The organism is Pantoea sp. 1.19, assembly GCF_001922585.1.
Taxonomy (GTDB): Bacteria; Pseudomonadota; Gammaproteobacteria; order Enterobacterales; family Enterobacteriaceae; genus 1-19.
On sequence record NZ_MRBS01000003.1, the window covers coordinates 507,398 to 530,661 of the forward strand.

Below are 23,264 nucleotides of genomic sequence, written 5' to 3' on the forward strand. Positions count from 1 at the left end.
GAGGATGGCCGGTGACCCGCACCGCGTTGCTGAGGCAAAAAAAAAGCAGCGACCGACGTCGCTGCTGGAATCTTCCACCTGGAGTGCCCGGGCTGTCGCTTGCGCGAGTCGCGGTTATACGGCCTGTCTGACCGACTCATCCAGCAGTTGTGACAGGTTATCGGCACGGTTGTCGGAAAGTTTACGCCTTTTTACCGCCCGCGAAGGCGGCTGGCACAGGCTGCACACAAAGCTGCCCACCGGCTGATGCGCGTGGGTGATAAAGCTGCCGGTACAGCACCTGCAGTCGCTGAGCTGCAGCATACCGCTTTCGACAAAACGCACCAGCGTCCAGGCGCGGGTCAGGGCCAGCACCGGCCCTTCGGCCTGTGGCGGGCACTGCTCAAGATAGAGGCGATAGGCCTGAATCACCGCTTCCACGCCGCGGCTGAGGCCGCTTTTCAGCAAAAACTGCCAGGCATTACAGAACATAGAAGCATGGATATTTTGCTCCCAGGTCATAAACCAGTCGGTTGAAAAGGGCAGCATACCTTTTGGCGGTGGACTGCCACGTAACTCTTTATACAGTTTAATTAAGCGGCCGCGACTTAATTGCGTCTCGCTTTCTAACATCTGTAACCGGGCCCCCAGCGAAATAAGCTCCATGGCCAGCTGAATATCGCGCGCTTCCTGAACGATACTTTTTTCGCTCATGATATCGCCCTCTTCTTCGCTATTGCACTGTCTTTCGTTGACACATCACGCAGCAGGCTGCTGGAGAGCAGAATACCGGTGTGGATCTGCTGCAGATCGTCCACGCGTGACTCCTGGGTTAGCGTCTGGATTGATGCACTGTCGGTGAAGCGAAACTGGCAGACCAGCTGATTGGTTTCTGCCAGCTTCACCATTTCCGGTAGAGTTAATTGCGCGAGGGTATCCGCCATAGCCTCATTAATCCCTAAACGGAACATGGCTGAAGCCTTATCCTGGTTAATCAAACGCTGAGCGAGCAACAAATATGACAAATTAATGTCGTAGATATGTTTGAGTAATTCTGAAGTACCCATTTTATTATCCTGACCCATGCACTGCTTGACATTAAAGCGGAAAAAGCCGCCGCCTGGTTGCTGGTTTCGCTGCCCATTGCTCACGCGTATTCCGCTCACGCGATGTCGTTGAAAGGTGTTTAAACACTTTCAATCGACGCTCACCTGGCGGATTGCGAATAACGTTGGGTGTTCAAATTCGATGGCAAAAAACAGAGACGATTGCCAAACGATGTCGGCGTGGACGCTGCATAAGTCAACGCGACCGTCCTTGTAATCAACCTCGTGAGCGTCTTCACTGAATCCACAGTGTGCCTCAGGTGGGTCAATCATCTTCCTTGACGTTCGCTTACATTTATTTAGGAATTATCTTAACTCAACGCAACTCTATCCCCTCTGTTTTCGTTCTACAACGATGACCGGCGCTGATTTTAGATAAAGTGTGATACAGATCACACTTTGTAAGGTAAATTTTTCTAAAAAACCATCAGCAATGCTGTTGGGTAAGCGAATAAATAACCGGGTAAGCATTTTTATGTTAAATTAACGGGGTTTTAACGTTACTTATAGGGTGATCGAACGCATTTCATCCAAAGGTTTCCAATTTTTTGGTGTACGCCCTCATCTCCTGGCAAAATCGCTACCACTCACTGGCATTACAACACAAAAGCCTTTGAATAAGATAAAGTTATGTCCCACACCCGGTCATTCCCCGGTAAAGGTCATAATTGGAAACTTTATGATTTTGTCAGCAACCCGTGAGCGCAATGCCGATAGTGTGAGGTTTTCGTTAAGATTTCATACAGTGTATGGCCGGAAGGATTATCCCAACCCGGGTTTATTACATAAGAAATATAACACTATTGTGCCTAACGCCCTTTGCGTGATGGCGATCCACCCGCGGCGGCGCCGGGGACCGTTTTTTGCGCCACGGCGCCGCTTCCTGTTGCCGGCCAGCATGCATTAGCCACATCCTTAGCAGGGTAACTGGACAGCCCGGCTGTTGCCCACTGCTGCAACGGCGCGCTGGCGCCCCCTCTTTGATTCCCCCGGAGCCACAAAAAACGCCCCCGGCGGGGGCGTTAACGGAGCCGATCGTGGCGATCGTCAGGCCGGGCGTGGAAAGGTCGCCACCTTACGCTCCTCCCGCGAACGTTCACTCCGCGGAGTAATCTGGCGCAGATCGGCGAGGTAGCTCTCCCGCCAGTGGCTGATGTCGTTTTTTCGCAGTACCGCCATCATGTCGTTGTAGCGTGAGATGCGCTCGTTCTGGCTCATGGTCGCCGCCCGATCCAGCGCGGCGGCCACGTCATCGCGATCGTAAGGGTTAACAATGAGCGCGCTGGTCAGTTCGTTGGCCGCGCCGGCAAAGCGCGACAATACCAGCACGCCCGGATCGTCCGGGTTTTGCGCCGCGACATACTCTTTCGCGACCAGGTTCATGCCATCGCGCAGCGGCGTGACCAGACCAATGTCGGTCAGGCGAAAAATTTTCATCAGCAGACGGCGATCAAAATGCTGGTTCAGATAGTAGAGCGGCGTCCAGCCCAGCGTACCGTAGGTGCCGTTGATACGGCCGGCTTCCGTTTCCAGCTGGTGGCGGATGTCCTGATAGGCCTGCACATCGCCGCGAGAGGTGGGTGCAATCTGCGAATAGCGGATTTTACCCCGATGCTGAGGATAGTTTTCCAACAGCGCTTCATAGGCCAGAAAGCGCTCCGGGAGGCCTTTAGAGTAGTCGAGCCGCTCACAGGCAATGATGTTTTTCGCATCGCCCAACTCTTTTTTCATGGCCGCCATTTTAGGCGGCAGCGGCCCTTCAGCCATCTCGCGAATGGCGTCCGGCTCGATGCCAATCGGATAGACCGCGGTCATAAATCGTTTGCCCCACGCCTGATGCTGCTGGGGATCGTCATTTTGCAGCGGGGTCTGTATGGCCAGCGACTCAAGGAATGCGGTGCGGTCGCTGTCGGTTTGGAAGCCGAGCAAATCATAGTCGCTCAGCATCTCCATCAGATCACGGCAGGGAGGCAGCGCGGTGAAAATCTCCGGCGTCGGGAAGGGAATGTGCAAGAAAAAGCCGATGCGATTATTGATGCCCAGCTTGCGACAGTAATACGCAAACGGCAGCAGGTGATAATCGTGGATCCACAAAATGTCGTCCGGTTTCAGCAGCGGCTGCAGCCGGCGCGCCAGTTTTTCGTTGACGTGGCAGTAGCCCTCCCAGGCCTCTCGCTGGTACTGCACCAGGTCGAGACGATAGTGAAACGCCGGCCAAATCACCGTATTAGAGAACTGGCAATAGTAAAGATCGTAATCGTGTTGATTCAGACTGAACGACGTGTACTGGATACCATCATGACTCTCTGTGTTCAGTTTTTCTTCATCATCCTCTCCACCGGCAGCGCCGACCTCACCGTTCCAGCCATACCAGATGCCGCCGGTGCTTTTCAGGGCATCAAGAATACCTACCGCCAGCCCGCCCGCCCCGTTGGATTGACCATCCGGGATAGCGATCCGGTTTGATACCACCACTAATCGACTCATGCCTTCTCCTCCTTACTGCAGGGTGTTTCTTGTTGTAATAATGTTTGTTGTAACCAGTGCGCCAGCGCCGGGACGCTATCCAGCCGGTACTGCGCCGCGGTCTCGCCATCGCCAATTTTTACTGAAATGCCGCCCAGCGCGTTAACCGCGCGAAAGCCGGCCTCGTCAGTGACGTCATCGCCAAAGAATATCGGCCTGCGTCCGGCAAACGGCGGCGCGTCCATAAAGGCCGCGATCGCCTGCCCTTTACTCACGCCCTGCGGCTTCAGCTCGACCACGCATTTACCCGGTTGCAGCTTCAGCTCGGGATAGGCGGCGGCGAGTTCCCGCGCCAGCTTCAGGATAGCCTCGCCCTGCTCCGGTGCCTGACGGTAGTGCAGTGCAAATGCGCTGCCTTTATTTTCCAGCAGCGTGCCGGGCAGCGCCGCCACGGCCTGCTCCAGCCGGCTGGCCAGTTCGGCCGCCAGGCCCTCCGGGAGGGTAATGCGCTGATATTGACCACGACTGTCGCGGCGCTCAGCGCCGTGAATGCCGGCCAGCGGCAGGGTCAGCGGCGACACCAGCGCATCCAGCTCGCCCACCGGTCGGCCGGACACCAGCGCCACCGCGCCCCCCGCTTCATGCGTCAACATTTCCAGCGTTCGCCGGGTCTCGGTGGTCACGACCACGTCATCGGGGTGCGGCTGGATCTCTGCCAGGGTGCCATCAACATCGAAGAAAAATGCCAGGGTTTCGACCGGAACGATCGGCGGCGGGGAAAGGGTTTTCACTGCTCCTCCTGTGGGACTGCACCACCAGGCGGCGGGTGTGCATCAGCCCGGCCTGTGTTCTTTGCGTACAACATCACAAAAGTATAGACAGCCCGGCCGGGATTGCCACGCGCACCGGCCGCCAGACCGGACGCCGCGGGACGTTTCACCGCCGCCGCCGGGCGTTCTCATCGCCGGTGACCCGCGCACGCCGGGGCAAAATGTCACCATGTTGTTAAAAAAAAGTAGCTGATAACTCAATTAATTAACCTGCTATTTTCCTCCCACGCCGCGCCTGACTTTTTATGGCCAATAATATGCAGAAACGTTTTAACATTAGCGGGAAAAATCGTTACACTCCCCGGCGATAATTATTATTTGAGAGCCTGCATTGGTCAGTTTATTTCGTCTGTCTACGCGCCAACTTCCGGCATTAATGGCGATCGCCGCCATGTTAATGCTGCTGATCGCGCCGGAGATCTCCAAAACTCTGGAGCATCGCCGCATGCAGTCGAAAACCGGTGCGGCCCTGCTGATGACCGCCGGAACAGAACCGGAAGATGCGCTGACCCACGCCGGCCATCACCCCGCCATGCCTGCGGCAGCCGCCCACGACGCTGGCCATCATCCCGTCATGCCTGCGACCGCCGGCCCTGACGCCGGCCATTCCCACGCGATGGCTCACGCCGCTGCGACGCCTGACCACGACGCTGGCCATCACCCCGTCATGCCTGCGACCGCCGGCCCTGATGCCGGCCATTCCCACGCGATGGCTCACGCCGCTGCGACGCCTGACCACGGCGCTCACGCCGCGCCCGGCACGGCCATGCCGTTTCACGTGATGCCTGATGGCTCGCTGATGCTCAATGATGCCCCCTGCGGCTACTGCCAGCTGCTGATGCATGTGCCGGTAATCGCCTGCATGGCGATGGTGCTGCTGTGCCTGCTGCGACTGGCCTCCCGTCCGCCGCCGGTCGGTGACGTGCCTACGCCTCCCCTGACCTGTTTTCCCGGACAGTCCCAACCGCGCGCCCCCCCTGCCCGCTCTCTGCTGCTGACCTGATGGTGCCACCGCGCAGCGGCCAGCGGTTCACGATAATGATTGCAATTGCCCTCGGTAAAATTAATTACCGTCCGTCGCTCCGCGCGTTAAAAAAATAATGCGCCGCTGACGCACGGCCATTATTTTCCCGTGCGATAACCCGCCAAAGAATATTCCTTTGGCTGGCGCTTTCGCCTGCGGCACCGATTTATCTTTTGATCACAGGGAATTCATGTGAAAACAGGACATTTTCGCTTTTCATGCATTACGCTGGCGCTGACCAGCTTGCAGGGTCAGGCCGCGGCCATGCCGGCGGCGCACTTTGACGAGCCGGTGATGACCGTTACCGCACCGCTCAGCTCACCGCTGGAGGTCAGCAGCTCGCCTAAAACCCCGCGTCAGCCGGTGCCGGCCAGTGACGGCTCCGACTACCTGAAAACCATGCCGGGCTTTGCCCAGATCCGCAACGGCGGCACGAATGGCGATCCGGTATTTCGCGGTATGTTCGGCTCACGGCTGCGCATTCTAACGAACGGCGGTGAGATGCCCGGCGCCTGCCCGGCGCGAATGGATGCCCCCACGTCCTATATTTCTCCGGAGAGTTTTGACACGCTTTCGCTGATTAAGGGACCACAAACCGTACTGTGGGGACCGGGCAACTCGGCGGGTACAGTGCGCTTCGACCGCGAGCCGCCGCAGTTCAGTCAGCCCGGCATGCAGGGCGATGCCAGCCTGCTGCACGCCAGCCACCACCGCTGGGATGAGAACGCCGATCTGAGCGTCGGCAGCGCCGATGGCTACCTGCGCGTGATTGGCAACCACTCGCGCGCCGGTGATTACCGCGACGGCAGCGGTGCCGTGGTACCTTCACGCTGGAACAAATGGAACGCCGACGTGGCGCTGGGCCTGACGCCGGATGCCGATACGCTGTGGGAAGTGACCGCCGGCCGCGGCAACGGCGACGCGCGCTACGCCGGGCGCAGCATGGATGGTTCACAGTTCAAGCGCGACAGTCTCGGCCTGCGCTATAAGCAGAGCGACATCGGTGAGGTATTTAACGCCGTAGAGGCGCAGATCTACTACAACTATGCCAACCACATCATGGATAACTATAGCCTGCGCAGCCCGGGCAGCGGCGCCATGCCGATGCCGATGGGTGAGATGGGCGGGATGCCCGGCATGGACGGCATGGACGGCATGGACGGTATGGACGCCGGCATGGATATGGACATGAGCCAGCCGATGGCGATGCAGTTGGATCGCCGCACCGTTGGCGGCCGCGCGCAGGGTACCTGGCAGTGGCACGCCCTGACGCTGAAAAGCGGCATGGACGCGCAGACCAGTACCCACCGTAACCGGGAACAGGCCGGCTGGAAAAAGGATGCCCGCTTTCACGATGTCGGCCTGTTTAGTGAGCTGACCTGGCACGCCTCCGCGCGCAGCGATCTCATCGGCGGCGCGCGGCTGGATCGCGCGTGGGTAGATAATTTTACCGGCGACGGTGAACGCGCCCGCGTGACCGCCCTGCCGGCCGGCTTTTTACGCCTTGAGCACCGACTGGCCAGTCAGCCGGTGATGTTCTATGCCGGGCTGGGTTATACCGAGCGTTTTCCCGATTACTGGGAGTTGTTTTCTCCGACGTCCGGCGCTGATGGCCACAGCAGCGCGTTTGACACGGTGAAAACCGAGAAAACAACTCAGCTGGATATCGGAGCACAGTATCGCGGTAAACGCGCCAGCGGCTGGATATCCGCCTGGCTGGGGCGGATTGACGATTTCATCCTGTTTGATTACGACCCGCATAATCGCTATATCAGCCGGGTATCGAACGTCGATGCCACCACTCTCGGTGCCGAAGCCGGCGTCGGTTATCAGCTGACCGACAACTGGAGTACGGACGCCAGCCTCGCCTTCACCCGCGGTGAAAACCGTAGCAGCCACCGACCGCTGCCGCAGATCCCTCCGCTGGAGGGACGCCTGGCGCTGAACTGGCAGTCCGGTGACTGGAGCAGCAGCGGCCTGCTGCGGCTGGTTAACGGTCAGCACCGGATAGCGCTGAATGAGGGGAACGTGGTAGGGAAAGACTTTGCCGAGAGCCACGCGTTTGCGGTGTTTTCCGCGAACGTGGCCTGGCGCGTCGCGCCGAGCGTTAAGCTCAGCAGCGGGGTGGATAACCTGTTTAACCGCACCTACAGCGAGCACCTGAATATGGCCGGTAACAGCGTCTTCGGCTACTCGGCCAATACCCCGGTGAATGAACCGGGGCGTACCTGGTGGGCAAAAGTCAATGTCACCTTTTAACCCGGCTCGCCGCGCGGTGGTATTTGTGCGGTCGATCCCGTATCGCCGCCAGAGGCGACTATAATTTAGTCATCGCCGCAGCACCCGCGAGCGCCTGCGGCTACATCGCATAAAATTGCTGTTCAGAGGTAAGCAATGTTTGGATTAGATGCTTTTCACCTGGCAAGGATACAGTTTGCGTTTACTGTCTCCTTTCATATTATTTTTCCCGCCATCACCATCGGCCTCGCCAGCTATCTGGCGGTGCTGGAGGGCATGTGGTTAAAAAGCAAAAACAGTGTCTATCGCGACCTGTACCACTTCTGGTCGAAGATTTTCGCCGTTAACTTCGGCATGGGCGTGGTCTCCGGACTGGTGATGGCCTATCAGTTCGGCACCAACTGGAGCGGCTTTTCGCAATTTGCCGGCAGCGTGACCGGTCCCCTGCTGACCTATGAGGTGCTCACCGCCTTTTTCCTTGAGGCGGGCTTCCTCGGCGTCATGCTGTTTGGCTGGAACCGCGTCGGGCCCGGCCTGCACTTCTTTGCCACCTGTATGGTGGCGCTGGGTACGCTGATCTCCACCTTCTGGATCCTCGCGTCTAACAGCTGGATGCAGACGCCACAGGGCTTTATCGTGGAAAATGGCGTGGTGGTACCGGTTGACTGGCTGAAAATTGTGTTTAACCCCTCTTTCCCTTACCGCCTGCTGCACATGGCCACCGCGGCGTTTCTCGCCAGCGCCTTTTTTGTGGGCGCCTCGGCCGCCTGGCATCTGCTGCGGAAAAATGACACTCCGGCTATCCGTAAGATGCTGTCGATGGCAATGTGGATGGCGCTGATTGTCGCGCCAATTCAGGTTGGCCTGGGCGACGCCCATGGCCTGAACACCCTGAAGTACCAGCCGGCTAAAATCGCCGCGATGGAGGGCCACTGGGAGAATCCCCCCGGTGAGGCCACCCCGCTGATTCTGTTTGGCTGGCCAGACATGGAAGAGGAGCGCACCAAATATGCGCTGGAGATCCCCTACCTCGGCAGCCTGATCCTCACCCACAGTCTGGATAAGCAGGTACCGGCGCTAAAAAGTTTTCCGAAAGATGACCGCCCCAACGCCACCATTATCTTCTGGTCGTTCCGCATCATGGTGGCGTTCGGCGTGCTGATGGTGCTGCTGGGGGTGATCAGCCTGTGGCTGCGCCGCCGCGGTCGGATCTACACCTCGCGGCCGTTCCTGTGGTTTACCCTGCTGATGGGGCCCTCCGGTCTGATTGCGATCCTCGCCGGCTGGTTCACTACCGAGGTCGGTCGGCAGCCGTGGGTGGTGTATGGCCTGATGCGCACCCGGGATGCGGTGTCGGCGCACGGCGATTTGCACATGAGCCTCAGCCTGCTGGCCTTTATCGTGGTGTACGCCTCGGTGTTCGGTATTGGTTATGTTTATCTGATGCGCCTGATCAAGAAAGGCCCGCAGACCGGTGAAGGCGATGAGGTCTCTGCAGGCGGCCCCGGCACATCCCATACTCCGTCCCGTCCGCTGTCTGCCGTGAAGGATAAGTTAGACGCCCAGGAAGAGGAGAAATAAGATGGGTATCGATCTCTCAATCATCTGGTTTGCGATCATCGTCTTTTCTACGCTGATGTATATCGTGATGGACGGCTTTGATCTCGGTATTGGCATCCTCTTTCCGTTCAACAAGGATCCGGTTGAGCGCGACATGATGATGAACACCGTCGCGCCGGTGTGGGACGGTAATGAAACCTGGTTGGTACTGGGCGGCGCGGCGCTGTATGGCGCCTTTCCGCTGGCCTATGCGGTGATCATCGATGCGCTGGCGGTGCCGCTGACGCTGATGCTGATCGGCCTGATTTTCCGCGGCGTGGCGTTTGAGTTCCGCTTTAAAGCCACCGAAGCGCATAAGCCGTTTTGGGATAAGTCATTTATCGTTGGTTCGATCGTCGCCACCTTCTGTCAGGGGGTGGTACTGGGCGCCTTCATTAACGGCTTTGACGTCACAAATCGCGCCTTCAGCGGTCCGATCCTCGGCTGGCTGACGCCGTTCTCGCTGTTCTGCGGTCTCGGCCTGGTGGTCGCCTACGCGCTGCTGGGCAGCACCTGGCTTATTATGAAAACCGAGCACGCGCTGCACCGCAAAATGATCGCCCTCACCCGCCCGCTGCTGCTGGCGCTGCTGGCGATCATCGCCGTGGTCAGCATCTGGACGCCGCTGCGCCATGACGCCATCCTGCAGCGCTGGTTCAGTCTGCCTAACCTGTTCCTGTTCCTGCCGGTCCCGATACTGGTGGCCGCCGCGGCCTGGGCGCTGCTGGCCGCGCTTAAGCGTCACGCCCACTATTCACCGTTCCTGCTGACGCTGGCGCTGGTATTCCTCGGCTTCAGCGGCCTCGGCATCAGCGTCTGGCCGAACATCATTCCGCCGGACATCACCATCTGGCAGGCGGCGTCACCGCCGCAGAGCCAGGGCTTTATGCTGGTCGGCGGGCTGCTGATCATCCCGTTTATCCTCGGCTACACCTTCTGGAGTTACTACGTGTTCCGCGGAAAAATTAAACCTGATGAAGGCTATCACTGATGGAGAGCCGACTGATGTCACTGAAAAAATCGGCGGATAAGCCGTCAATCTGGAAAGGACTGTGCTGGATGGTGGGCATCTGGCTGCTCAGCGTGCTGGCTCTGGGGGCGGTATCGATGATCTTCCGCGCCCTGATGACCGCCGCCGGCATGCGCGCCTGATACGGCGGGCGGTCTGATTGTTCCCCCTCTCACGGGCGCTGCGGCGCCCGTTTTTTGCGTGCCTTACCGAGCGCCGCTTTTGCCGCAGCGGCGGTTTATTTTGCCCGCGGTAAATCGCTCAGCCGCGTGGTCCACGCCGGTGACAGCCGCTCACGCTTCATCGCCCAGCCCGCGTTGATACCCTGGCCGGCAAACCATACCTTACCCTTACCGGACTGATTCACGCCGTCGATCGCCGCCATCAGCGCCGCGCTGTTGCGCTGCACGGTCGGCGTGTCAAACAGCGTCAGCTGGCTCACTCCCTGGTCATAAAAGTCGCCGAGCATGACTCCGGCCTTCATATAGCGATGGCCATCAATCCAGATGCGATCCAGACAGGCCGTCGCCAGCCCCAGCAGATCGCGGGTATCATTCGACGGATAAGGCAGGCTGGCCGAGGCCTGATTCCCGTAGAACACCTCGCCGGCCGCGTGCGGACTGGTGCGCAAAAACAGCATCAGGTAGCGGCAGTACTGCGCTTCGCCACGCAGCTTCTCCGCCGCGCGCGCAGTATAGGCGCAGACCGCCTGACGCATCTCGGCGTAATCGGTAATGCGGCGCCCAAACGAGCGGCTGCAGAGGATGTTCTGTTTAGTCGGCGTCTCCTCCAGCCCAAGACAGGACTCGCCGCGCAGCTCGCGCAGGGTACGCTCGAGCACCACGTTCACGTTTTTGCGGATCAGCGCCGGCGAGGCGTCAGCCAGCTGCAGTGCAGTCTCAATGCCCATCAGCCGCAGGCGCTGACTCAGTCGGCGTCCGACGCCCCAGACTTCGTCCACCGGCATCAGCGCCAGCAGCCGGCGCTGGCGCGCCACCGTCTCCAGTACCACGACTCCGCCGGTCTGCCGCCAGCGCTTGGCGGCATAGTTGGCCGCCTTCGCCAGGGTTTTGGTGGCGGCAATCCCTACGCCAACCGTCAGGTGCGTCTCTTTCAGCACCCGCTGGCGAATCGCGGCGCCAAAGGTGGCGAGCGATACGCAGCGTTCAACGCCCTGCAGATGCATAAAGGCTTCATCGATCGAGTAGACTTCCAGCGCCGGGGCCATGGACTCCAGCGTCTGCATCACCCGCTGGCTCATGTCAGCGTACAGCGCATAGTTAGAGCTGAATACCTGAATTTGCTGGCGCTGCAGCTGCGATTTTAACTGGAACCACGGCGCCCCCATCGGCACGCCGAGCGCTTTCGCCTCCGCCGAGCGGGAGATAACGCAGCCGTCGTTATTGGACAACACCACCACCGGTTGACCGCGCAGGTCGGGGCGAAACACCGTTTCACACGAGGTGTAGAAGCTGTTAACGTCAACCAGGGCGAACATGGTAGGTCTCCGCTGGGCCAGGTGCCGGGCAGGAAGTGATGGCGCGCCATAATAACATCGTGCACTCTCCAGTACTGTGTTTATATACAGTATCTATCGAACCGCGATGCCGATCAACCTTCGGATAGTCTGGTGGATGCCAGGCAGCTGAACACGCAGCGTTTTATTTTCTCAATCATCAAGACCGCAATGTCTCTCACTGCTGCCCGTTTGCATCTCCGCCCGGTCACGCCGACCGGCGCCGACGAACTGCTGCGTATCTACGGCAATCCGGTAACCCAGCAGCGCAATCCGGCAGGTCCGCAGGCGGACGGGGACGCCGCGCAGGCGGTGTTGACAAGCTGGCTGAGTCACTGGCCATGGCTGAGGGAACGGGGCGTTCGCCACCTTCACGGGGCCGAACGCCTTCCCGTTTTCAGTGGTGTGACGCACCGCCGCTACGGCGCGCTGGCCGTGCACACTCTGGGATCTCAGTTTGCCCGGACGGCGTGGGGTCAGGAATAGGCTACCGAATTTGCCCGGACGGCGGCAGGCTGCGGCTTTACCCGGCTGGGGCTGCCGCCTGTTACCGCGGTGGTCAGGCCGCTGAACCGCGGCGTCGCAGCGGGTGCGACATCGTGCGGGATTCCCCCCTACTGGCGAGCTGTATCACGTCGACGGCGCGCCGGCCAGCCTGCTCTACTGCCTCCGTGCCGAGGTCTGGCGGCGATTTGTCAATGGGCGGTCGGCCTGGCCGCCGCCCGCGCGGGCATCAGGCGTCGTCCGGCGTCAGTCCAACCACGCGCTCCAGCGCGCGGCGATAAAGCTCCTGCAGCGCAGCGTCGGTGGTGGTCTCGAGGCGGGCAATCAGCGACAGGATCACAGCTTTATTCGAGACATAACCCTGCGCGGCCAGGACCTGCTTGACGATCGCACCGATCACTTCTACTTCCGGATCGTTATTACCACCGGCGTGCTGAACATACGCCAGAAGAGAGGAATCTTTAGACTGCTGCTGCATAATTTTGCCTTATTACCCAAATGGTACAGCGTAGCGTACCGAAAAAAATGAAAAGAACCTCGGCCACGGGCTGGCGGTTCAATGTTTCTTGGTACCTTCCGGCGGTCCGTCGCTGGTAAATAAGTGGCGCACGTTGTCGCGATCGACAATTTCATGCGTCGTCCGGTTACGCGTAGCGGTCATGTTGTTGCGCACTTCGGCGATGGCCTGCTTGCAGGCCTGCTGGCGTGCAGGGTCTTTTTCACTGGCCGCCATATTCTGCAGCTGTCTAATCAGTATGGCGTTATTGATCGCGCCGCCGCCCTTCAGCAGCGCAATCACCGCTTCACCTAAAATGGTATCAATCAGTTTTTCTTCATCACTTCTGTACATAGCCAATTCTCTGATTTCGGCGATCATCCCGGCGGTGAGCGAGACGGTCGCCGCATTCATACCCTGAGTGCAGATAACGGCGGACAGCGTAAACGCCCGGCGACCAGGGTCATCCAGGCTGGATCCGATCAGAGGGTACGCCGCCGGAGCGACCGATCATCGCAACGGCAAAAACCCGGATAATGCACCGGGAATCACTCAATACGGCCTAACAGCAGGCCCAGTAAATCGTGATAATGTTTTTCCTGCTCGGTACCGCTTGCCCGCTCGAGGCGCGTTAGCAACTTGGCACAGATGGCTTTACGGGTCAGGCTGTTGCCAGCGCGTAAAATCTCCAGCACAATCTGTCCCAGCATCTCCTGCTGAGAGGGCTGAGTTACTTCATTAAAGTAACAAGCCATGCCGTTTTTTGCTTCCGGTTGATATCCGTCCTGACGCATGCGCTGCCCTCAATGAAGGTTAAATAACGTCCTGAAATGTACCGCCACCATACGCTTCCTCCGTGAAGTTGTACAATAATTCTGATTGTGTACAGGTTTGCATTTTGTGCAAAAAGTGCTAATCGTGTTAATTCATTTAGTTACTATAACAGTTTGCTGACGCGGTGTACCGTTCGCGCACCTTTTGACGCCTGTGTTGAGCTGCCGTTGCGGATATACTGGCGTTTTCAATCGGGTGCTGTACGGACGTGCTTTCGCCCGCTTACTTTTATGGCAATGTATGGAAAACGAGGTCATGCGCAGGACTGCGCGCTGGGCCATCGCCTGCTGGGCGATGGCTGCCTGTTCGGCCAGTGCCGCCCTGCTCCCTTCGCGCACGCAGGTCGATCGCTGGTTGGCGCCGCTGGGCGCCAACGACCGTTTTGACGCCCGTAAGGGCATCGACTGGGGCGTAATGCCCGGCCCGTTTTATACGCCGGAGCTCAGTTTCGGGGTCGGTGTCGCGCTGGTGGGCCTGTATCGTCCAACCGGTACCGGCGCACAGACGCAAAACTCGACGCTGGCACTCAGCGGGTACGCCGGCCTCCGCGGCGCTTTCGGGCTGACCTTCCGTAATGATACTTTTCTGGCCGATGACCACTGGCGGCTGTTCGTCGACGGCGCACTCAGCCACACCCCCACCTGGGACTGGGGCGCCGGCTTCCGCGCCGGTGAGAATAACCACAATAAGCAGCAGTACACCGCGCGGACGATCGCCCTGCGCCCCGACCTGTTCTGGCGCGTCACCCGCCACGGCTGGCTGGGGGCCGGCGCCGCCTACGCGTCGCGGCACGCCAGTCAACGGCACAACCGGCAGCGCGGCAGCCTGACCCGCGAACGCGACGGGCTGGCCGTGCAGGACGTTGGGGTCAGCCTCAGCCTGCGCCGGGATACGCGCGACTGGATCGCGAATCCCCAACGCGGTGGGCTGCTGGCGCTGCGCTACACGCGCTTTATGCCGCCCATCGGTAGCGATACGCGTTATACGCGCCTCGATGGCCGCTTCGTGCGCTATCATGCGCTGGACGACAGCAATGTGCTCGCCTGGGAGATAAACGGCGTCTTTACCCAGGGCGAAGTGCCGTGGAGCAGCCAGCCTTCACTCGGTAACGATCGCCATCTGCGCGGCTACTATGACGGACGCTATCGCGATCGCAATACCCTGAGCAGCCAGCTCGAGTGGCGGCGCCGGCTGGCCTGGCGGCACGGGGTCGTGGCCTGGGTAGGTGGAGGCACTATGGCCGCACATCCGCAGGGGCTGAACGGCAGCCGCTGGCTGCCTTCGGTGGGCGCAGGCTACCGCTTTGCGTTTAAGCCACGCATGAACGTGCGGCTGGATTACGGCATCGGCAAAGCCAGCAGCGGCTTCTATTTTCAGGTTGGCGAGGCGTTTTAGCCGCGGCGCTCCATCCTGCCTACAGCAGCGATTTAATCACGTAGCTGACCACGCCAAAAATCTCCAGCGCCTCCTCGCTGCCGAAACTGATCGGCGACCACGCGGGATTCATTGGCACCAGCTGTACCTGCGGATGCAGCCGCAGCATTTTTACCGTAAATTCGCCGTCCACCGCCGCCACCACTACGTCCCCTTCGCGGGCCGTGCGGGCGCTGTCCACCACCAGCAGGTCGCCATCACCGATCCCCGCGCCGATCATCGACTCCCCGGACACGCGCAGGAAATAGGTGGCGCTGGGATGCTGCACCATCATGTCATGCAGATTGATCGTTTTTTCAACGTAATCCTGCGCCGGACTGGGGAACCCGCAGGGCACCCGTTCAAGATATAGCGGATTGTGTGCCCGGTGGTGCCGCTCCGCAGGCTGAAGATATGGCATGGTAGCGCCCTCTGTGAATAACTGTGTTTATATACAGTATTACGCATTCAGCTTATCGGCAAGCGCCAATCGCGCCGCCAGGGTTAATGGCCTGATCCGACAACAGATTGCGTTGTCGCCGCCCGGATACCCCGGCTTATCGCCCTGCCGGACCGTTGCGGTATTGTTTAGCGAGGGTATGACAGGTTACTCTGCCCGCTACATTGAACAGGAAGCACGCTACGATGGATCTCGACGGAATTATTTCAGTTACGCTGGCCTTTATTCGCGACCATGAACACTGGACGCTGCTGCTGGTCTTTATACTTGCGTTTGGCGAATCGCTGGCGTTTCTTTCCCTGCTGCTGCCGGCTACGGTGATCCTGCTGGCCGCCGGATCGCTGATCCCGGAGCTGAGCTTATCCTTTACCCCGATCTGGCTGGCCGCCGCCGCCGGTGCCTGGCTGGGAGACTGGATCTCCTGGCTGGTCGGCCACCATTACCAGGATCGGGTGCGCCAGATGTGGCCGCTGCGTAACCATCCGGCGATGCTGGCCCGGGGCGAGCGTTTTTTCGCCCGCTGGGGGACGCTGGGGGTCTTTTTTGGCCGCTTTCTCGGCCCGCTGCGCGCCACCGTCCCGCTGGTCGCCGGCATGTGCCGCATGCGGGCCCTGCCGTTTCAGCTGGCCAATATCCTGTCGGCGATGGTGTGGGCATTTGGCATGCTGGCGCCGGGAGCCTTTGGCCTACCGTGGCTGACCCGGCTGGTTGGCGGCTGATGCCGCCCGACGCGGCCAGATAAACAGCGCGCGCCCCATACCGCGGTTGAGCAGTCCCCCGCAGCCCAGCGAACAGCCGACGCAGAGCAGCAGTAACAGCACGGGGAAAGCACTGGCCCACAGCAGGGAGAATGCCGGGCTGTCAAACAGCCTTTGACGCTGCGCGAACTGTATCGCCGCGGTGCCAAACAGCTCGATAAAAATACGGTGCAGCACGTAAATCTGCAGTGTCTGCTGCCCCGCCCGCTGCAGCCAGCGCGGCACGCCGCCGCGGCTGAGTTGCCGGCACAGGGCGATGCTGCCGGCCACCGCCAGCAGGCAGAGCATCACGCTGTGCTCAAGGCCCAGCAGAGCGTGCATCAGCGCCAGCGCCGCCAGCCCAATCCACCACGGTAGATTGTCGCGCCGCCCTTCGCTGAGCCGGATCAGCGAAGGGCTGAAAAAAGCCCCGATCAGAAAAAAAAGCAAATAGCGCGCCAGGCTCTGCGGCCCCCAGCCGGCAATCAGGCCGAGCTGGGCCGCGTAGCTGAGTCCGGTCGCTACCGCCAGCAGCGCCATGTTCTGGCGCTGAAACAGCCTGGCCAGCAGAAAAAACAGCGCCAGCGCGTACAGATACCATGACGGACTCATGGCCTTACTCATCAGGGAGACGAATTCACCCACCGAGGCGGCGTACATGGCATTGCTGTTTAGCGAGTACTGTGCGTCATTCACGCCATGAACGATGCCGCTGATGCTCAGCCACTGAATGCTGCCCCACAGGACATAGAGGTACAGCAAATTTGTCAGCCGGCCGGAAACCACCTGCCGCCAGCTGTCCGCCTGAATCGCCCGCGCCGCCAGCAGACCCGAGACGAAAAAGAAGGCCGGCATCCGCAGCGGCGAGAGCGACTGATTGAGCAGGATCCACAGGCGGGCGATCTCCTGGCCCGCGCTCAGCTGCCGCAGGGTCTCGGCATAGCCGGGCAGTACCGCGTGATACAACACCACCAGCAGAATACAGCCGCCTTTCAGGACCGTAATCCACGGCGTCGGGTCGGATTTCTGAACGCCCATCAGTCTGCCTTTGTTGTATAAAATCGCGCGTCACTGACGGCGCTGCGGACAATGCTGCTGAGTATGCGCAATGGCGCCGGAAAGCACGCTGGCGAAAATCTTAAAGTGGTGCGTCACGCGGCGTTTTCAGAGAAGTTGCAGGCCATCCTGCGGGGGAACAGAGCCGGAGGCCAGCGGCGCTCCGGCTCGGGGATCAGTGATTGAGGAACTTATCGAGGAACTGACGGGTACGCGCGTGCTGCGGCGCGCTGAACAGCGTTTTCGCCGGTCCCTGCTCGACGATCTGCCCCTGATCCATAAAAATGGCGCGATCGGCCACGTCGCGGGCAAAGCTCATCTCGTGGGTGACGATCACCATGGTGCGCTTCTCCTCGGCCAGCGCGCGAATGGTGTTCAGCACCTCGCCCACCAGCTCCGGATCCAGCGCCGAGGTCGGCTCATCAAACAAGATCACCTGCGGACGCATCGCCAGCGCGCGGGCAATCGCTACGCGCTGCTGCTGACCGCCGGAGAGACGCCGCGGATAGCTGGTCTCCTTGCCGTGCAGCCCGACTTTCTCCAGCAGCTGTCGCGCGCGCGCCGTGGCCTCAGCGCGATCTTCACCCTTCACGATCACCGGGCCTTCAATGATGTTTTCCAGCACCGTGCGGTGCGGAAACAGATTGAAGTTCTGAAACACAAATCCCACCTGCTGCCGAAGGGCGCGCACCCGCGCCTGCTGCTTGTGCAGCGGCTGCGCGGCGTCAATGGTTATCTCTCCCACGGTGATGGTGCCGGCGTTCGGCTCCTCCAGCAGATTGATGCTGCGCAGCAGGGTGGTCTTACCGGACCCACTCGGTCCGATGATCGCCACCACTTCCCCGGCGGCAACCTGCAGATCGATGCCGTGCAGAACCGTCTGCCCGTTAAACTGCTTTACCAGTTTAGAGACTGCAATGGTGCTCATGTTGACTCCCGATCCTGACGGTTAACGTGGGCTTCAAGACGACTTTGCAGCAGGGAGAGCACCGTCGCCATCGCCCAGTAAATCAGCGACGCGGCCAGATACATGGTGAACACCTCCAGCGTGCGTGAGGTGATCAGCTGCGCCTGGCGGAACAGCTCCGGCACCTGAATGGTCGCCGCCAGCGAGGTGTCCTTTACCAGACTGATAAAGCTGTTGCCCAGCGGCGGCAGCGCGGTGCGCCCTGCCTGCGGCAGAATCACCCGCCGCAGGGTCTGGAAGCGCGTCATGCCGATACTGGCGGCGGCCTCCCACTGGCCGCGGTCAATGGCGGCAATCGCCCCACGCAGCGACTCCGAGGCGTAGGCCGCGGTGTTCAGCGACAGGCCAATCATCGCCGAGGGGATGGGATCCAGCTCAATGCCGAACTGCGGCAGCCCGTAGTAGATCATAAACAGCTGGGCAATCAGCGGCGTACCGCGAAACAGCGAGACGTAAAAGCGCGCCAGCCACGATAGCGGCCAGAAGTGGGAGAGGCGCATCAGCGCCAGCAGAAAGCCCAGCAGCAGGCCGAAGAACATGCCGCCGATGCTCAGCTGCAGGGTGAACAGCGCCCCCTTCAGCAGAAAGGGGGCGGAGTCCAGTACCAGTTGGATACTCTCCGGCATTATTTTGTCACATCCGCAGCAAACCACTTCTCAGAGAGCTTATTCAGCGTGCCGTCCTTCTGCATCGCGGCAATTGCCCCGTCGACCGCCTGCAGCAGGTCATCGTTGCCCTTACGCAGCGCGACTCCCGCCTCCTGACGCGAGAAGGCCGGACCCGCGACCGCCATGGTGTTGCCGGTTTTTTTCACCAGATCCAGCGCCGCGAGGCGATCGACCAGAATCGCGTCGATGCGGCCGGCGCGCAGGTCGGCATATTTCGTCGGATCATCGTCATAGGTGCGGATGTCCACGCCTTTCACGTTCTCTTTCAGCCACTGCTCGTAGTTGGTGCCCAGGCCCACGCCCACTTTTTTACCGGCCAGGTCCGCTGGCTGGCTGATGCTGCCCGCGCGGTCTTTTCTCACCAGCGCCTGAATACCGGAGACGGTATACGGCGTAGAGAAGTCATACTTTTTCTTACGCGCATCGGAAATGGTCACCTGGTTAATCACCACGTCGATGCGCTTCGAGTCCAGCGAGGCAAGCATGCCGTCCCACTTGGTCGGTTTCAGGCTGGCCTTCACCCCCATGTGCTGCGCCAGCGCGTTGGCAAAATCGACTTCAAAGCCGGTCAGCCGGCCGCGCTCGTCCTGGAAACTGAACGGCGGATAGGTGCCTTCCAGCCCGACCAGCAGCGTGCCGCGCGCTTTCACTGTATTCAGCAGATTGTCCGCCGCCAGGGTGGGGGTGTTGATTCCGGCGACCAGCGCCACCGCCATGGCCCCCAGCAGCAGCTGGCGACGTACAGAAGAAAATGTCATAGTGACCCCGTTTTATGGTAGTGAGTAACATGAAAAGGTCGCGCGGCCTGTTAGCCCGGCGCACCGCTAACGTCAGGAGTGTACACGGCTTTTTACCACATCCTTAGTCCATTGGATGATAAGCAAATAACGCCGGCGCTCCTCCGGTATGCATAAACAAAATCGGCCCTTCCTCGCGAAACCGCCCGCGCGCCACGCCGTCAATCAGTCCGGCCATCGCCTTACCGCTGTAGACCGGATCCAGCAGCACGCCCTCCAGCTCGGCCAGCAGCCGAATCGCCTGCTGCCCCTGATCGTTAGGGGCACCGTACTGCGGCGCATAATACTCGTCCCACAACGTTACCGGCGCGCGGGCGCTGAGCGAAAGCCGCTGGGCCACCGCCTGCTGCAGGGCGTACACTTTCGGCTGTTGATCGGCCACGCTGCGCGACACGGTTATCCCCACCAGCTCGGTCTGCGGCAACAGCTGCTCCAGCCCGACCGCCAGCCCGGCGTGGGTACCGGCACTGCCGGAGGCGACCACCACCGCCGCAAAGTCGACGATCCCTTCGCTCTGGTGCGCAATCTCCTGCGCACAGCTGACATAGCCCAGCGCGCCGAGGGCGTTCGAGCCGCCTACCGGTACAATATAGGGGCGAAAGCCCTGGGCTTCCAGTCGCTCCGCCTGCGCCTGCAGCTGGGCCGCCGGATCGTCCAGCGCCGGCACATCAATCACCTCGGTGCCGAACAGATCCAGCAGCAGCCGGTTGCCGTTGCTCAGGTAGTTTTCCGCCGCGCTGGCGATCGGATTCTCCAGCAGCGCCATCGACTTCAGCCCCAGCTTCGCCGCCACCGCCGCCGTCTGCCGCACGTGATTTGACTGAATGGCGCCGGCGGTAAGCAGTACGTCAGCCCCCTCGCGCAGCGCATCGGCCGCTAAAAATTCCAGTTTTCTCAGCTTGTTGCCGCCCATTGCCAGCGGCGTCACGTCATCACGCTTAATGAAAATGTCGCGGCCAAGGTGATCAGACAGACGCGGCAGGTAGTCCAGCGGCGTGGGGGCGCCAATCAGTTCCAGGCGCGGAAAGGTAGAGAGAGTGAGTAACGACAACGGAGAGCCTCCAGGCACGAAAAATCATCATGCCTGCAGTGTGGCAGAACGGCGCAAGATAATCACCTTGCCGCCGTCGTTATCCGCGGCTCAAGCCGCTTTCCAGTCTAAAAACTGGTCATATTTGCGCAGCGCAATGCGGTAATTATTGGTACCGGTATCCGGCAACGCATCCCGTAGCAGATCGTGCCAGCTGGCGACTTCCCGCTCGCTGGCGCAGAAGTTGTTGGCGGTGAGAATGTCATCAAGCCGGCGCAGCCGCACCACGTATTCGCGAATGGTGCTGGGGTTCATTTCCGTTTGCTGGAACAGGTACTGTTTGAACGCCATGATGTCGAAGTAGGTGGGATGGGTATTGCAGTAAATATCACTGCAAAAGCGACAGAGGGCGGTCAGCTCGGTTTGCAGCTTCAGCCAGACCGGTTCGTCAATCAGCTGATCCATGCGGGCAATCGCTTCTTTATTGATGATCTGGCCGCGAAACACCAGGGCCATGCGATCCAGCACTTTGCCACAGTGCGAGCAGTGGCTTTGCGCATGCTTATAGTCTTTCAGGTAGCGGCTAAGCGGCCGCATTTTGCCGTGAATGGCCATCGTCTTCTTCCCGGTTAAGTGTGAGCCTGGCTGAATCCTCAGCGCGCTCCCGTTAACCGGGCGCGCAGGCGTTTGATCGCCTGACTGTGCAGCTGGCTGACGCGGGACTCCCCCACCTCCAGCACCGCGCCAATCTCTTTCAGATTCAGTTCTTCCTGGTAGTACAGTGTCAGCACCAGCTTTTCGCGCTCCGGCAGCGCCTCAATGGCGGCCATCACCCGCTCGCGCAAATCCCCTGCCAGCAGCTGATGCAGCGGGTTGGCTTCTTCGTGACCGTCGGTCACCGGCTCTGCGCTATCGCCGTGCTCTTCGCGAAACTCGTCGTACGAAAACAGCTGGCTGTTATTGGTATCCAGCAAGATCTGCCGGTACTCTTCCAGCGACACATTCAGCTGGCTGGCCACCTCCTGCTCGCTGGCGGCGCGGCCGAGAGCCTGCTCCACCCGGTGCATCGCCCCGGCCACGTCGCGGGCGTTGCGGCGCACGCTGCGCGGCGCCCAGTCGCGACTGCGCAGTTCGTCAAGCATCGCGCCGCGGATGCGCTGCACCGCGTAGGTGGTGAAAGCGGTACCCTGCAGCGCATCAAAGCGCTCCACCGCACTCAGCAGACCGATACCGCCGGCCTGCAGCAGATCGTCGAGCTCCACGCTGGCGGGCAGCCGCACCTGCAAGCGCAGGGCTTCGTGCCGCACCAGCGGGATATAGCGTTGCCATAGCGAATGTTTGTCTATCACGCCTGCGGCGGTATACAGATCGTTCACGCTGGCGCCCCCCCGCGTTAAAAATGTTATCGACACAATTATCCGATCCTGTAGGGGGTTTAATCGGATGAATAGGCAGGTAAAAGAGCGGTAATTCGGCGCGGCCGACGCTCAGCCGCGGCGCTTAAGCCGGGCGCGACTGGCCGCCGGCACCTGCGTCCATAGCCGGCAGACGCGCCCGTCAATCTCGCGATACGCCTCACCCAGCTGTGCCTCCGCGGCGTTCAGGCGGCGAAAGCGCACTGTGCCGCTGTCAGCGTCGATGCCCAGCAGCCGCAGTTCAAACAGCTGACGCAGGTCGCTGCGCAGCAGCAGGCCATTGTCGGCATCGGTATCCGCCACCCGCCCCGGCTCACCGGGCCGCCCGTCGATGTAGCACACCTCCAGCCACGGCCACGGCGGATCCGCCAGCCGCGGCGTGCCGGTGACCACGCAGGCGCCATAGCGTCCGATGACCCGCTGCTGAAAATGCGCCTCATGCATCCGCTGCCAGATGCGACCCCGGGCCTGCGCATCCAGGGCGGCCCCGGGTAACACGCCGCGGGCGGGCGGCAGCTCCGCGCCGGTCAGTATCACGATAAAATCCAGCGGTCGCGGACGATTAAAGCAGGGCTGTTGCGCCGCATCGTACAGCTGCCACAGGCGCTGCCCATCGCGCTCGCTCAGCGCCACCAGCTGATAACCGCGTGACGTCACGCAGCGCTGCGCGGCGCTGTCGCTGGGATCGATCAGCGCCAGCACCCGGCACTCTCCCATTACCTTCCACTGCCCCGACGCCGCCCCGTGACGGCGAAAATAGAAAAAGGTGCCGCCCGTCTGCAGATAGTGCTCAAAGCGCATCAGGTAGTTTTTGCGCGCGTTATCGCGGCTGATAAACAGCAGCTCTTCCAGCGGACAGAGAAACTCGCGATGGGCAAATACCGCGCGGATTAGCGGCTGATGGCTCACCGTTGACGGACTGAGCAGCCCGCTGGCGGTCAGCGCTTTCTCCTGCGGATAGCGCAGCGCATAGCGGCGCGCGATCTCCTCGAACGTCAGCCGCTCTCCGGGCAAAAAATCACAGTGCACACGCACGGGGCCCCCTGAGTGTTGGCAGCATTAATGCCTGCTGTGACTATCGGCAGCGGCGAACAAAGCTGTAGGGAAAAGGCGCGGAGGG

At 60.5% G+C, this 23,264-nt stretch carries 26 protein-coding genes; 8 read left to right on the forward strand and 18 right to left on the reverse strand.

The window, feature by feature from the left end:
- Positions 1 to 114 precede the first annotated feature (114 nt).
- The 5 genes from flhC to otsB form a co-directional block, all read right to left on the reverse strand.
- Positions 115 to 693, reverse strand: a complete 579-nt coding sequence (flhC, locus tag BS626_RS09040) for a flagellar transcriptional regulator FlhC (RefSeq protein WP_075182042.1) — start codon at positions 691 to 693, stop codon at positions 115 to 117.
- Positions 690 to 1,046: a flagellar transcriptional regulator FlhD gene (gene flhD / locus BS626_RS09045; RefSeq protein ID WP_075182043.1), complete on the reverse strand. Its 357-nt coding sequence runs from the start codon at positions 1,044 to 1,046 to the stop codon at positions 690 to 692. Before flhD ends, flhC begins: the two co-directional genes overlap by 4 nt.
- A gap of 129 nt (positions 1,047 to 1,175) precedes the next feature.
- Positions 1,176 to 1,358, reverse strand: coding sequence for a hypothetical protein (locus BS626_RS09050; protein ID WP_075182044.1), 183 nt, complete (start codon positions 1,356 to 1,358; stop codon positions 1,176 to 1,178).
- 774 nt (positions 1,359 to 2,132) lie between these two features.
- Positions 2,133 to 3,572, reverse strand: a complete 1,440-nt coding sequence (otsA, locus tag BS626_RS09055; protein ID WP_075182045.1) for an alpha,alpha-trehalose-phosphate synthase — start codon at positions 3,570 to 3,572, stop codon at positions 2,133 to 2,135.
- Positions 3,569 to 4,342 (reverse strand): trehalose-phosphatase, encoded by a 774-nt coding sequence (otsB, locus tag BS626_RS09060; protein WP_075182046.1) that lies wholly within the window; start codon positions 4,340 to 4,342, stop codon positions 3,569 to 3,571. The genes otsA and otsB overlap by 4 nt, the downstream gene beginning before the upstream one ends.
- Positions 4,343 to 4,772: 430 nt before the next feature.
- Between otsB and BS626_RS09065 the strand changes: the two genes are divergently transcribed.
- The 5 genes from BS626_RS09065 (at position 4,773) to BS626_RS09085 (ending at position 10,394) form a co-directional block, all read left to right on the forward strand.
- Positions 4,773 to 5,384: a hypothetical protein gene (locus BS626_RS09065; protein ID WP_139308797.1), complete on the forward strand. Its 612-nt coding sequence runs from the start codon at positions 4,773 to 4,775 to the stop codon at positions 5,382 to 5,384.
- 213 nt (positions 5,385 to 5,597) lie between these two features.
- Entirely contained in the window at positions 5,598 to 7,664 is a 2,067-nt protein-coding gene (locus tag BS626_RS09070; RefSeq protein WP_075182048.1) for a TonB-dependent receptor domain-containing protein, read from the forward strand.
- Positions 7,665 to 7,799: 135 nt separating this feature from the next.
- Positions 7,800 to 9,224, forward strand: a complete 1,425-nt coding sequence (locus tag BS626_RS09075) for a cytochrome ubiquinol oxidase subunit I (RefSeq protein WP_075182049.1) — start codon at positions 7,800 to 7,802, stop codon at positions 9,222 to 9,224.
- Position 9,225: 1 nt separating this feature from the next.
- Positions 9,226 to 10,233: a cytochrome d ubiquinol oxidase subunit II gene (gene cydB, locus BS626_RS09080; RefSeq protein WP_075182050.1), complete on the forward strand. Its 1,008-nt coding sequence runs from the start codon at positions 9,226 to 9,228 to the stop codon at positions 10,231 to 10,233.
- A gap of 14 nt (positions 10,234 to 10,247) precedes the next feature.
- On the forward strand, positions 10,248 to 10,394 hold the full coding sequence (locus BS626_RS09085; RefSeq protein ID WP_139308798.1) for a DUF2474 domain-containing protein: 147 nt from the start codon (positions 10,248 to 10,250) through the stop codon (positions 10,392 to 10,394).
- Positions 10,395 to 10,489: 95 nt separating this feature from the next.
- On the opposite strand, the gene umuC is transcribed toward BS626_RS09085, so the two are convergent.
- Positions 10,490 to 11,749 (reverse strand): translesion error-prone DNA polymerase V subunit UmuC, encoded by a 1,260-nt coding sequence (umuC, locus tag BS626_RS09090; RefSeq protein ID WP_075182052.1) that lies wholly within the window; start codon positions 11,747 to 11,749, stop codon positions 10,490 to 10,492.
- Between the two features lie 132 nt (positions 11,750 to 11,881).
- Here umuC and BS626_RS09095 point away from each other — a divergent pair, with 132 nt between their 5' ends.
- Complete coding sequence (locus tag BS626_RS09095) at positions 11,882 to 12,253, forward strand: hypothetical protein (protein ID WP_075182053.1); 372 nt, start codon at positions 11,882 to 11,884, stop codon at positions 12,251 to 12,253.
- Positions 12,254 to 12,500: 247 nt separating this feature from the next.
- Here the strand turns inward: BS626_RS09095 and BS626_RS09100 are convergent, their stop codons facing one another.
- The 3 genes from BS626_RS09100 to ycgZ form a co-directional block, all read right to left on the reverse strand.
- A complete protein-coding gene (locus BS626_RS09100) occupies positions 12,501 to 12,749 on the reverse strand; it encodes a biofilm/acid-resistance regulator YmgB/AriR (protein WP_075182054.1) in 249 nt (82 codons plus the stop codon).
- A gap of 78 nt (positions 12,750 to 12,827) precedes the next feature.
- Complete coding sequence (locus BS626_RS09105; protein ID WP_075182105.1) at positions 12,828 to 13,121, reverse strand: hypothetical protein; 294 nt, start codon at positions 13,119 to 13,121, stop codon at positions 12,828 to 12,830.
- A gap of 194 nt (positions 13,122 to 13,315) precedes the next feature.
- On the reverse strand, positions 13,316 to 13,561 hold the full coding sequence (gene ycgZ, locus BS626_RS09110) for a regulatory protein YcgZ (protein ID WP_075182055.1): 246 nt from the start codon (positions 13,559 to 13,561) through the stop codon (positions 13,316 to 13,318).
- A 295-nt stretch (positions 13,562 to 13,856) separates the two neighbouring features.
- Here ycgZ and BS626_RS09115 point away from each other — a divergent pair, with 295 nt between their 5' ends.
- A complete protein-coding gene (locus BS626_RS09115) occupies positions 13,857 to 14,996 on the forward strand; it encodes a BamA/TamA family outer membrane protein (protein WP_075182106.1) in 1,140 nt (379 codons plus the stop codon).
- 19 nt (positions 14,997 to 15,015) lie between these two features.
- On the opposite strand, the gene umuD is transcribed toward BS626_RS09115, so the two are convergent.
- Entirely contained in the window at positions 15,016 to 15,435 is a 420-nt protein-coding gene (umuD, locus tag BS626_RS09120) for a translesion error-prone DNA polymerase V autoproteolytic subunit (protein WP_075182056.1), read from the reverse strand.
- Positions 15,436 to 15,659: 224 nt separating this feature from the next.
- Between umuD and BS626_RS09125 the strand changes: the two genes are divergently transcribed.
- On the forward strand, positions 15,660 to 16,193 hold the full coding sequence (locus BS626_RS09125; protein WP_075182057.1) for a DedA family protein: 534 nt from the start codon (positions 15,660 to 15,662) through the stop codon (positions 16,191 to 16,193).
- Here the strand turns inward: BS626_RS09125 and BS626_RS09130 are convergent.
- The 8 genes from BS626_RS09130 to BS626_RS09165 all read right to left on the reverse strand — a co-directional run bounded on the left by BS626_RS09130 (position 16,161) and on the right by BS626_RS09165 (position 23,179).
- On the reverse strand, positions 16,161 to 17,249 hold the full coding sequence (locus BS626_RS09130) for an acyltransferase family protein (protein WP_075182058.1): 1,089 nt from the start codon (positions 17,247 to 17,249) through the stop codon (positions 16,161 to 16,163). The two genes, BS626_RS09125 and BS626_RS09130, sit on opposite strands and share 33 nt — an antisense overlap.
- 193 nt (positions 17,250 to 17,442) lie before the next feature.
- Positions 17,443 to 18,195 carry an L-cystine ABC transporter ATP-binding protein TcyN gene (gene tcyN / locus BS626_RS09135; protein ID WP_075182059.1) on the reverse strand — a complete coding sequence of 251 codons (753 nt, stop codon included), beginning with the start codon at positions 18,193 to 18,195 and terminating at the stop codon, positions 17,443 to 17,445.
- Entirely contained in the window at positions 18,192 to 18,860 is a 669-nt protein-coding gene (tcyL, locus tag BS626_RS09140; protein WP_075182060.1) for a cystine ABC transporter permease, read from the reverse strand. Before tcyL ends, tcyN begins: the two co-directional genes overlap by 4 nt.
- Entirely contained in the window at positions 18,860 to 19,660 is an 801-nt protein-coding gene (gene tcyJ, locus BS626_RS09145; RefSeq protein WP_075182061.1) for a cystine ABC transporter substrate-binding protein, read from the reverse strand. Before tcyJ ends, tcyL begins: the two co-directional genes overlap by 1 nt.
- 103 nt (positions 19,661 to 19,763) lie before the next feature.
- The gene (locus tag BS626_RS09150) at positions 19,764 to 20,750 is read right to left on the reverse strand and encodes a D-cysteine desulfhydrase (protein ID WP_075182062.1); all 987 of its coding nucleotides are present in this window, start codon (positions 20,748 to 20,750) and stop codon (positions 19,764 to 19,766) included.
- Between the two features lie 90 nt (positions 20,751 to 20,840).
- Positions 20,841 to 21,344, reverse strand: coding sequence for a flagella biosynthesis regulatory protein FliZ (gene fliZ / locus BS626_RS09155; protein WP_075182063.1), 504 nt, complete (start codon positions 21,342 to 21,344; stop codon positions 20,841 to 20,843).
- Positions 21,345 to 21,382: 38 nt separating this feature from the next.
- Positions 21,383 to 22,105, reverse strand: coding sequence for an RNA polymerase sigma factor FliA (locus tag BS626_RS09160; RefSeq protein WP_075182107.1), 723 nt, complete (start codon positions 22,103 to 22,105; stop codon positions 21,383 to 21,385).
- 111 nt (positions 22,106 to 22,216) lie between these two features.
- Positions 22,217 to 23,179, reverse strand: a complete 963-nt coding sequence (locus tag BS626_RS09165) for an HNH endonuclease signature motif containing protein (protein ID WP_075182064.1) — start codon at positions 23,177 to 23,179, stop codon at positions 22,217 to 22,219.
- Between the last annotated feature and the right edge of the window lie 85 nt (positions 23,180 to 23,264).

Bases quoted from the DNA above. Each gene is read 5' to 3' on its own strand.
- flhC (WP_075182042.1), bottom strand. From the start codon at position 693: ATGAGCGAAAAAAGTATCGTTCAGGAAGCGCGCGATATTCAGCTGGCC.
- flhD (WP_075182043.1), bottom strand. From the start codon at position 1,046: ATGGGTACTTCAGAATTACTCAAACATATCTACGACATTAATTTGTCA.
- BS626_RS09050 (WP_075182044.1), bottom strand. From the start codon at position 1,358: ATGATTGACCCACCTGAGGCACACTGTGGATTCAGTGAAGACGCTCAC.
- otsA (WP_075182045.1), bottom strand. From the start codon at position 3,572: ATGAGTCGATTAGTGGTGGTATCAAACCGGATCGCTATCCCGGATGGT.
- BS626_RS09065 (WP_139308797.1), top strand. From the start codon at position 4,773: ATGTTAATGCTGCTGATCGCGCCGGAGATCTCCAAAACTCTGGAGCAT.
- BS626_RS09075 (WP_075182049.1), top strand. From the start codon at position 7,800: ATGTTTGGATTAGATGCTTTTCACCTGGCAAGGATACAGTTTGCGTTT.
- cydB (WP_075182050.1), top strand. From the start codon at position 9,226: ATGGGTATCGATCTCTCAATCATCTGGTTTGCGATCATCGTCTTTTCT.
- BS626_RS09085 (WP_139308798.1), top strand. From the start codon at position 10,248: ATGTCACTGAAAAAATCGGCGGATAAGCCGTCAATCTGGAAAGGACTG.
- umuC (WP_075182052.1), bottom strand. From the start codon at position 11,749: ATGTTCGCCCTGGTTGACGTTAACAGCTTCTACACCTCGTGTGAAACG.
- BS626_RS09100 (WP_075182054.1), bottom strand. From the start codon at position 12,749: ATGCAGCAGCAGTCTAAAGATTCCTCTCTTCTGGCGTATGTTCAGCAC.
- BS626_RS09105 (WP_075182105.1), bottom strand. From the start codon at position 13,121: ATGTACAGAAGTGATGAAGAAAAACTGATTGATACCATTTTAGGTGAA.
- ycgZ (WP_075182055.1), bottom strand. From the start codon at position 13,561: ATGCGTCAGGACGGATATCAACCGGAAGCAAAAAACGGCATGGCTTGT.
- BS626_RS09115 (WP_075182106.1), top strand. From the start codon at position 13,857: ATGCGCAGGACTGCGCGCTGGGCCATCGCCTGCTGGGCGATGGCTGCC.
- umuD (WP_075182056.1), bottom strand. From the start codon at position 15,435: ATGCCATATCTTCAGCCTGCGGAGCGGCACCACCGGGCACACAATCCG.
- BS626_RS09125 (WP_075182057.1), top strand. From the start codon at position 15,660: ATGGATCTCGACGGAATTATTTCAGTTACGCTGGCCTTTATTCGCGAC.
- BS626_RS09130 (WP_075182058.1), bottom strand. From the start codon at position 17,249: ATGGGCGTTCAGAAATCCGACCCGACGCCGTGGATTACGGTCCTGAAA.
- tcyN (WP_075182059.1), bottom strand. From the start codon at position 18,195: ATGAGCACCATTGCAGTCTCTAAACTGGTAAAGCAGTTTAACGGGCAG.
- tcyL (WP_075182060.1), bottom strand. From the start codon at position 18,860: ATGCCGGAGAGTATCCAACTGGTACTGGACTCCGCCCCCTTTCTGCTG.
- tcyJ (WP_075182061.1), bottom strand. From the start codon at position 19,660: ATGACATTTTCTTCTGTACGTCGCCAGCTGCTGCTGGGGGCCATGGCG.
- fliZ (WP_075182063.1), bottom strand. From the start codon at position 21,344: ATGGCCATTCACGGCAAAATGCGGCCGCTTAGCCGCTACCTGAAAGAC.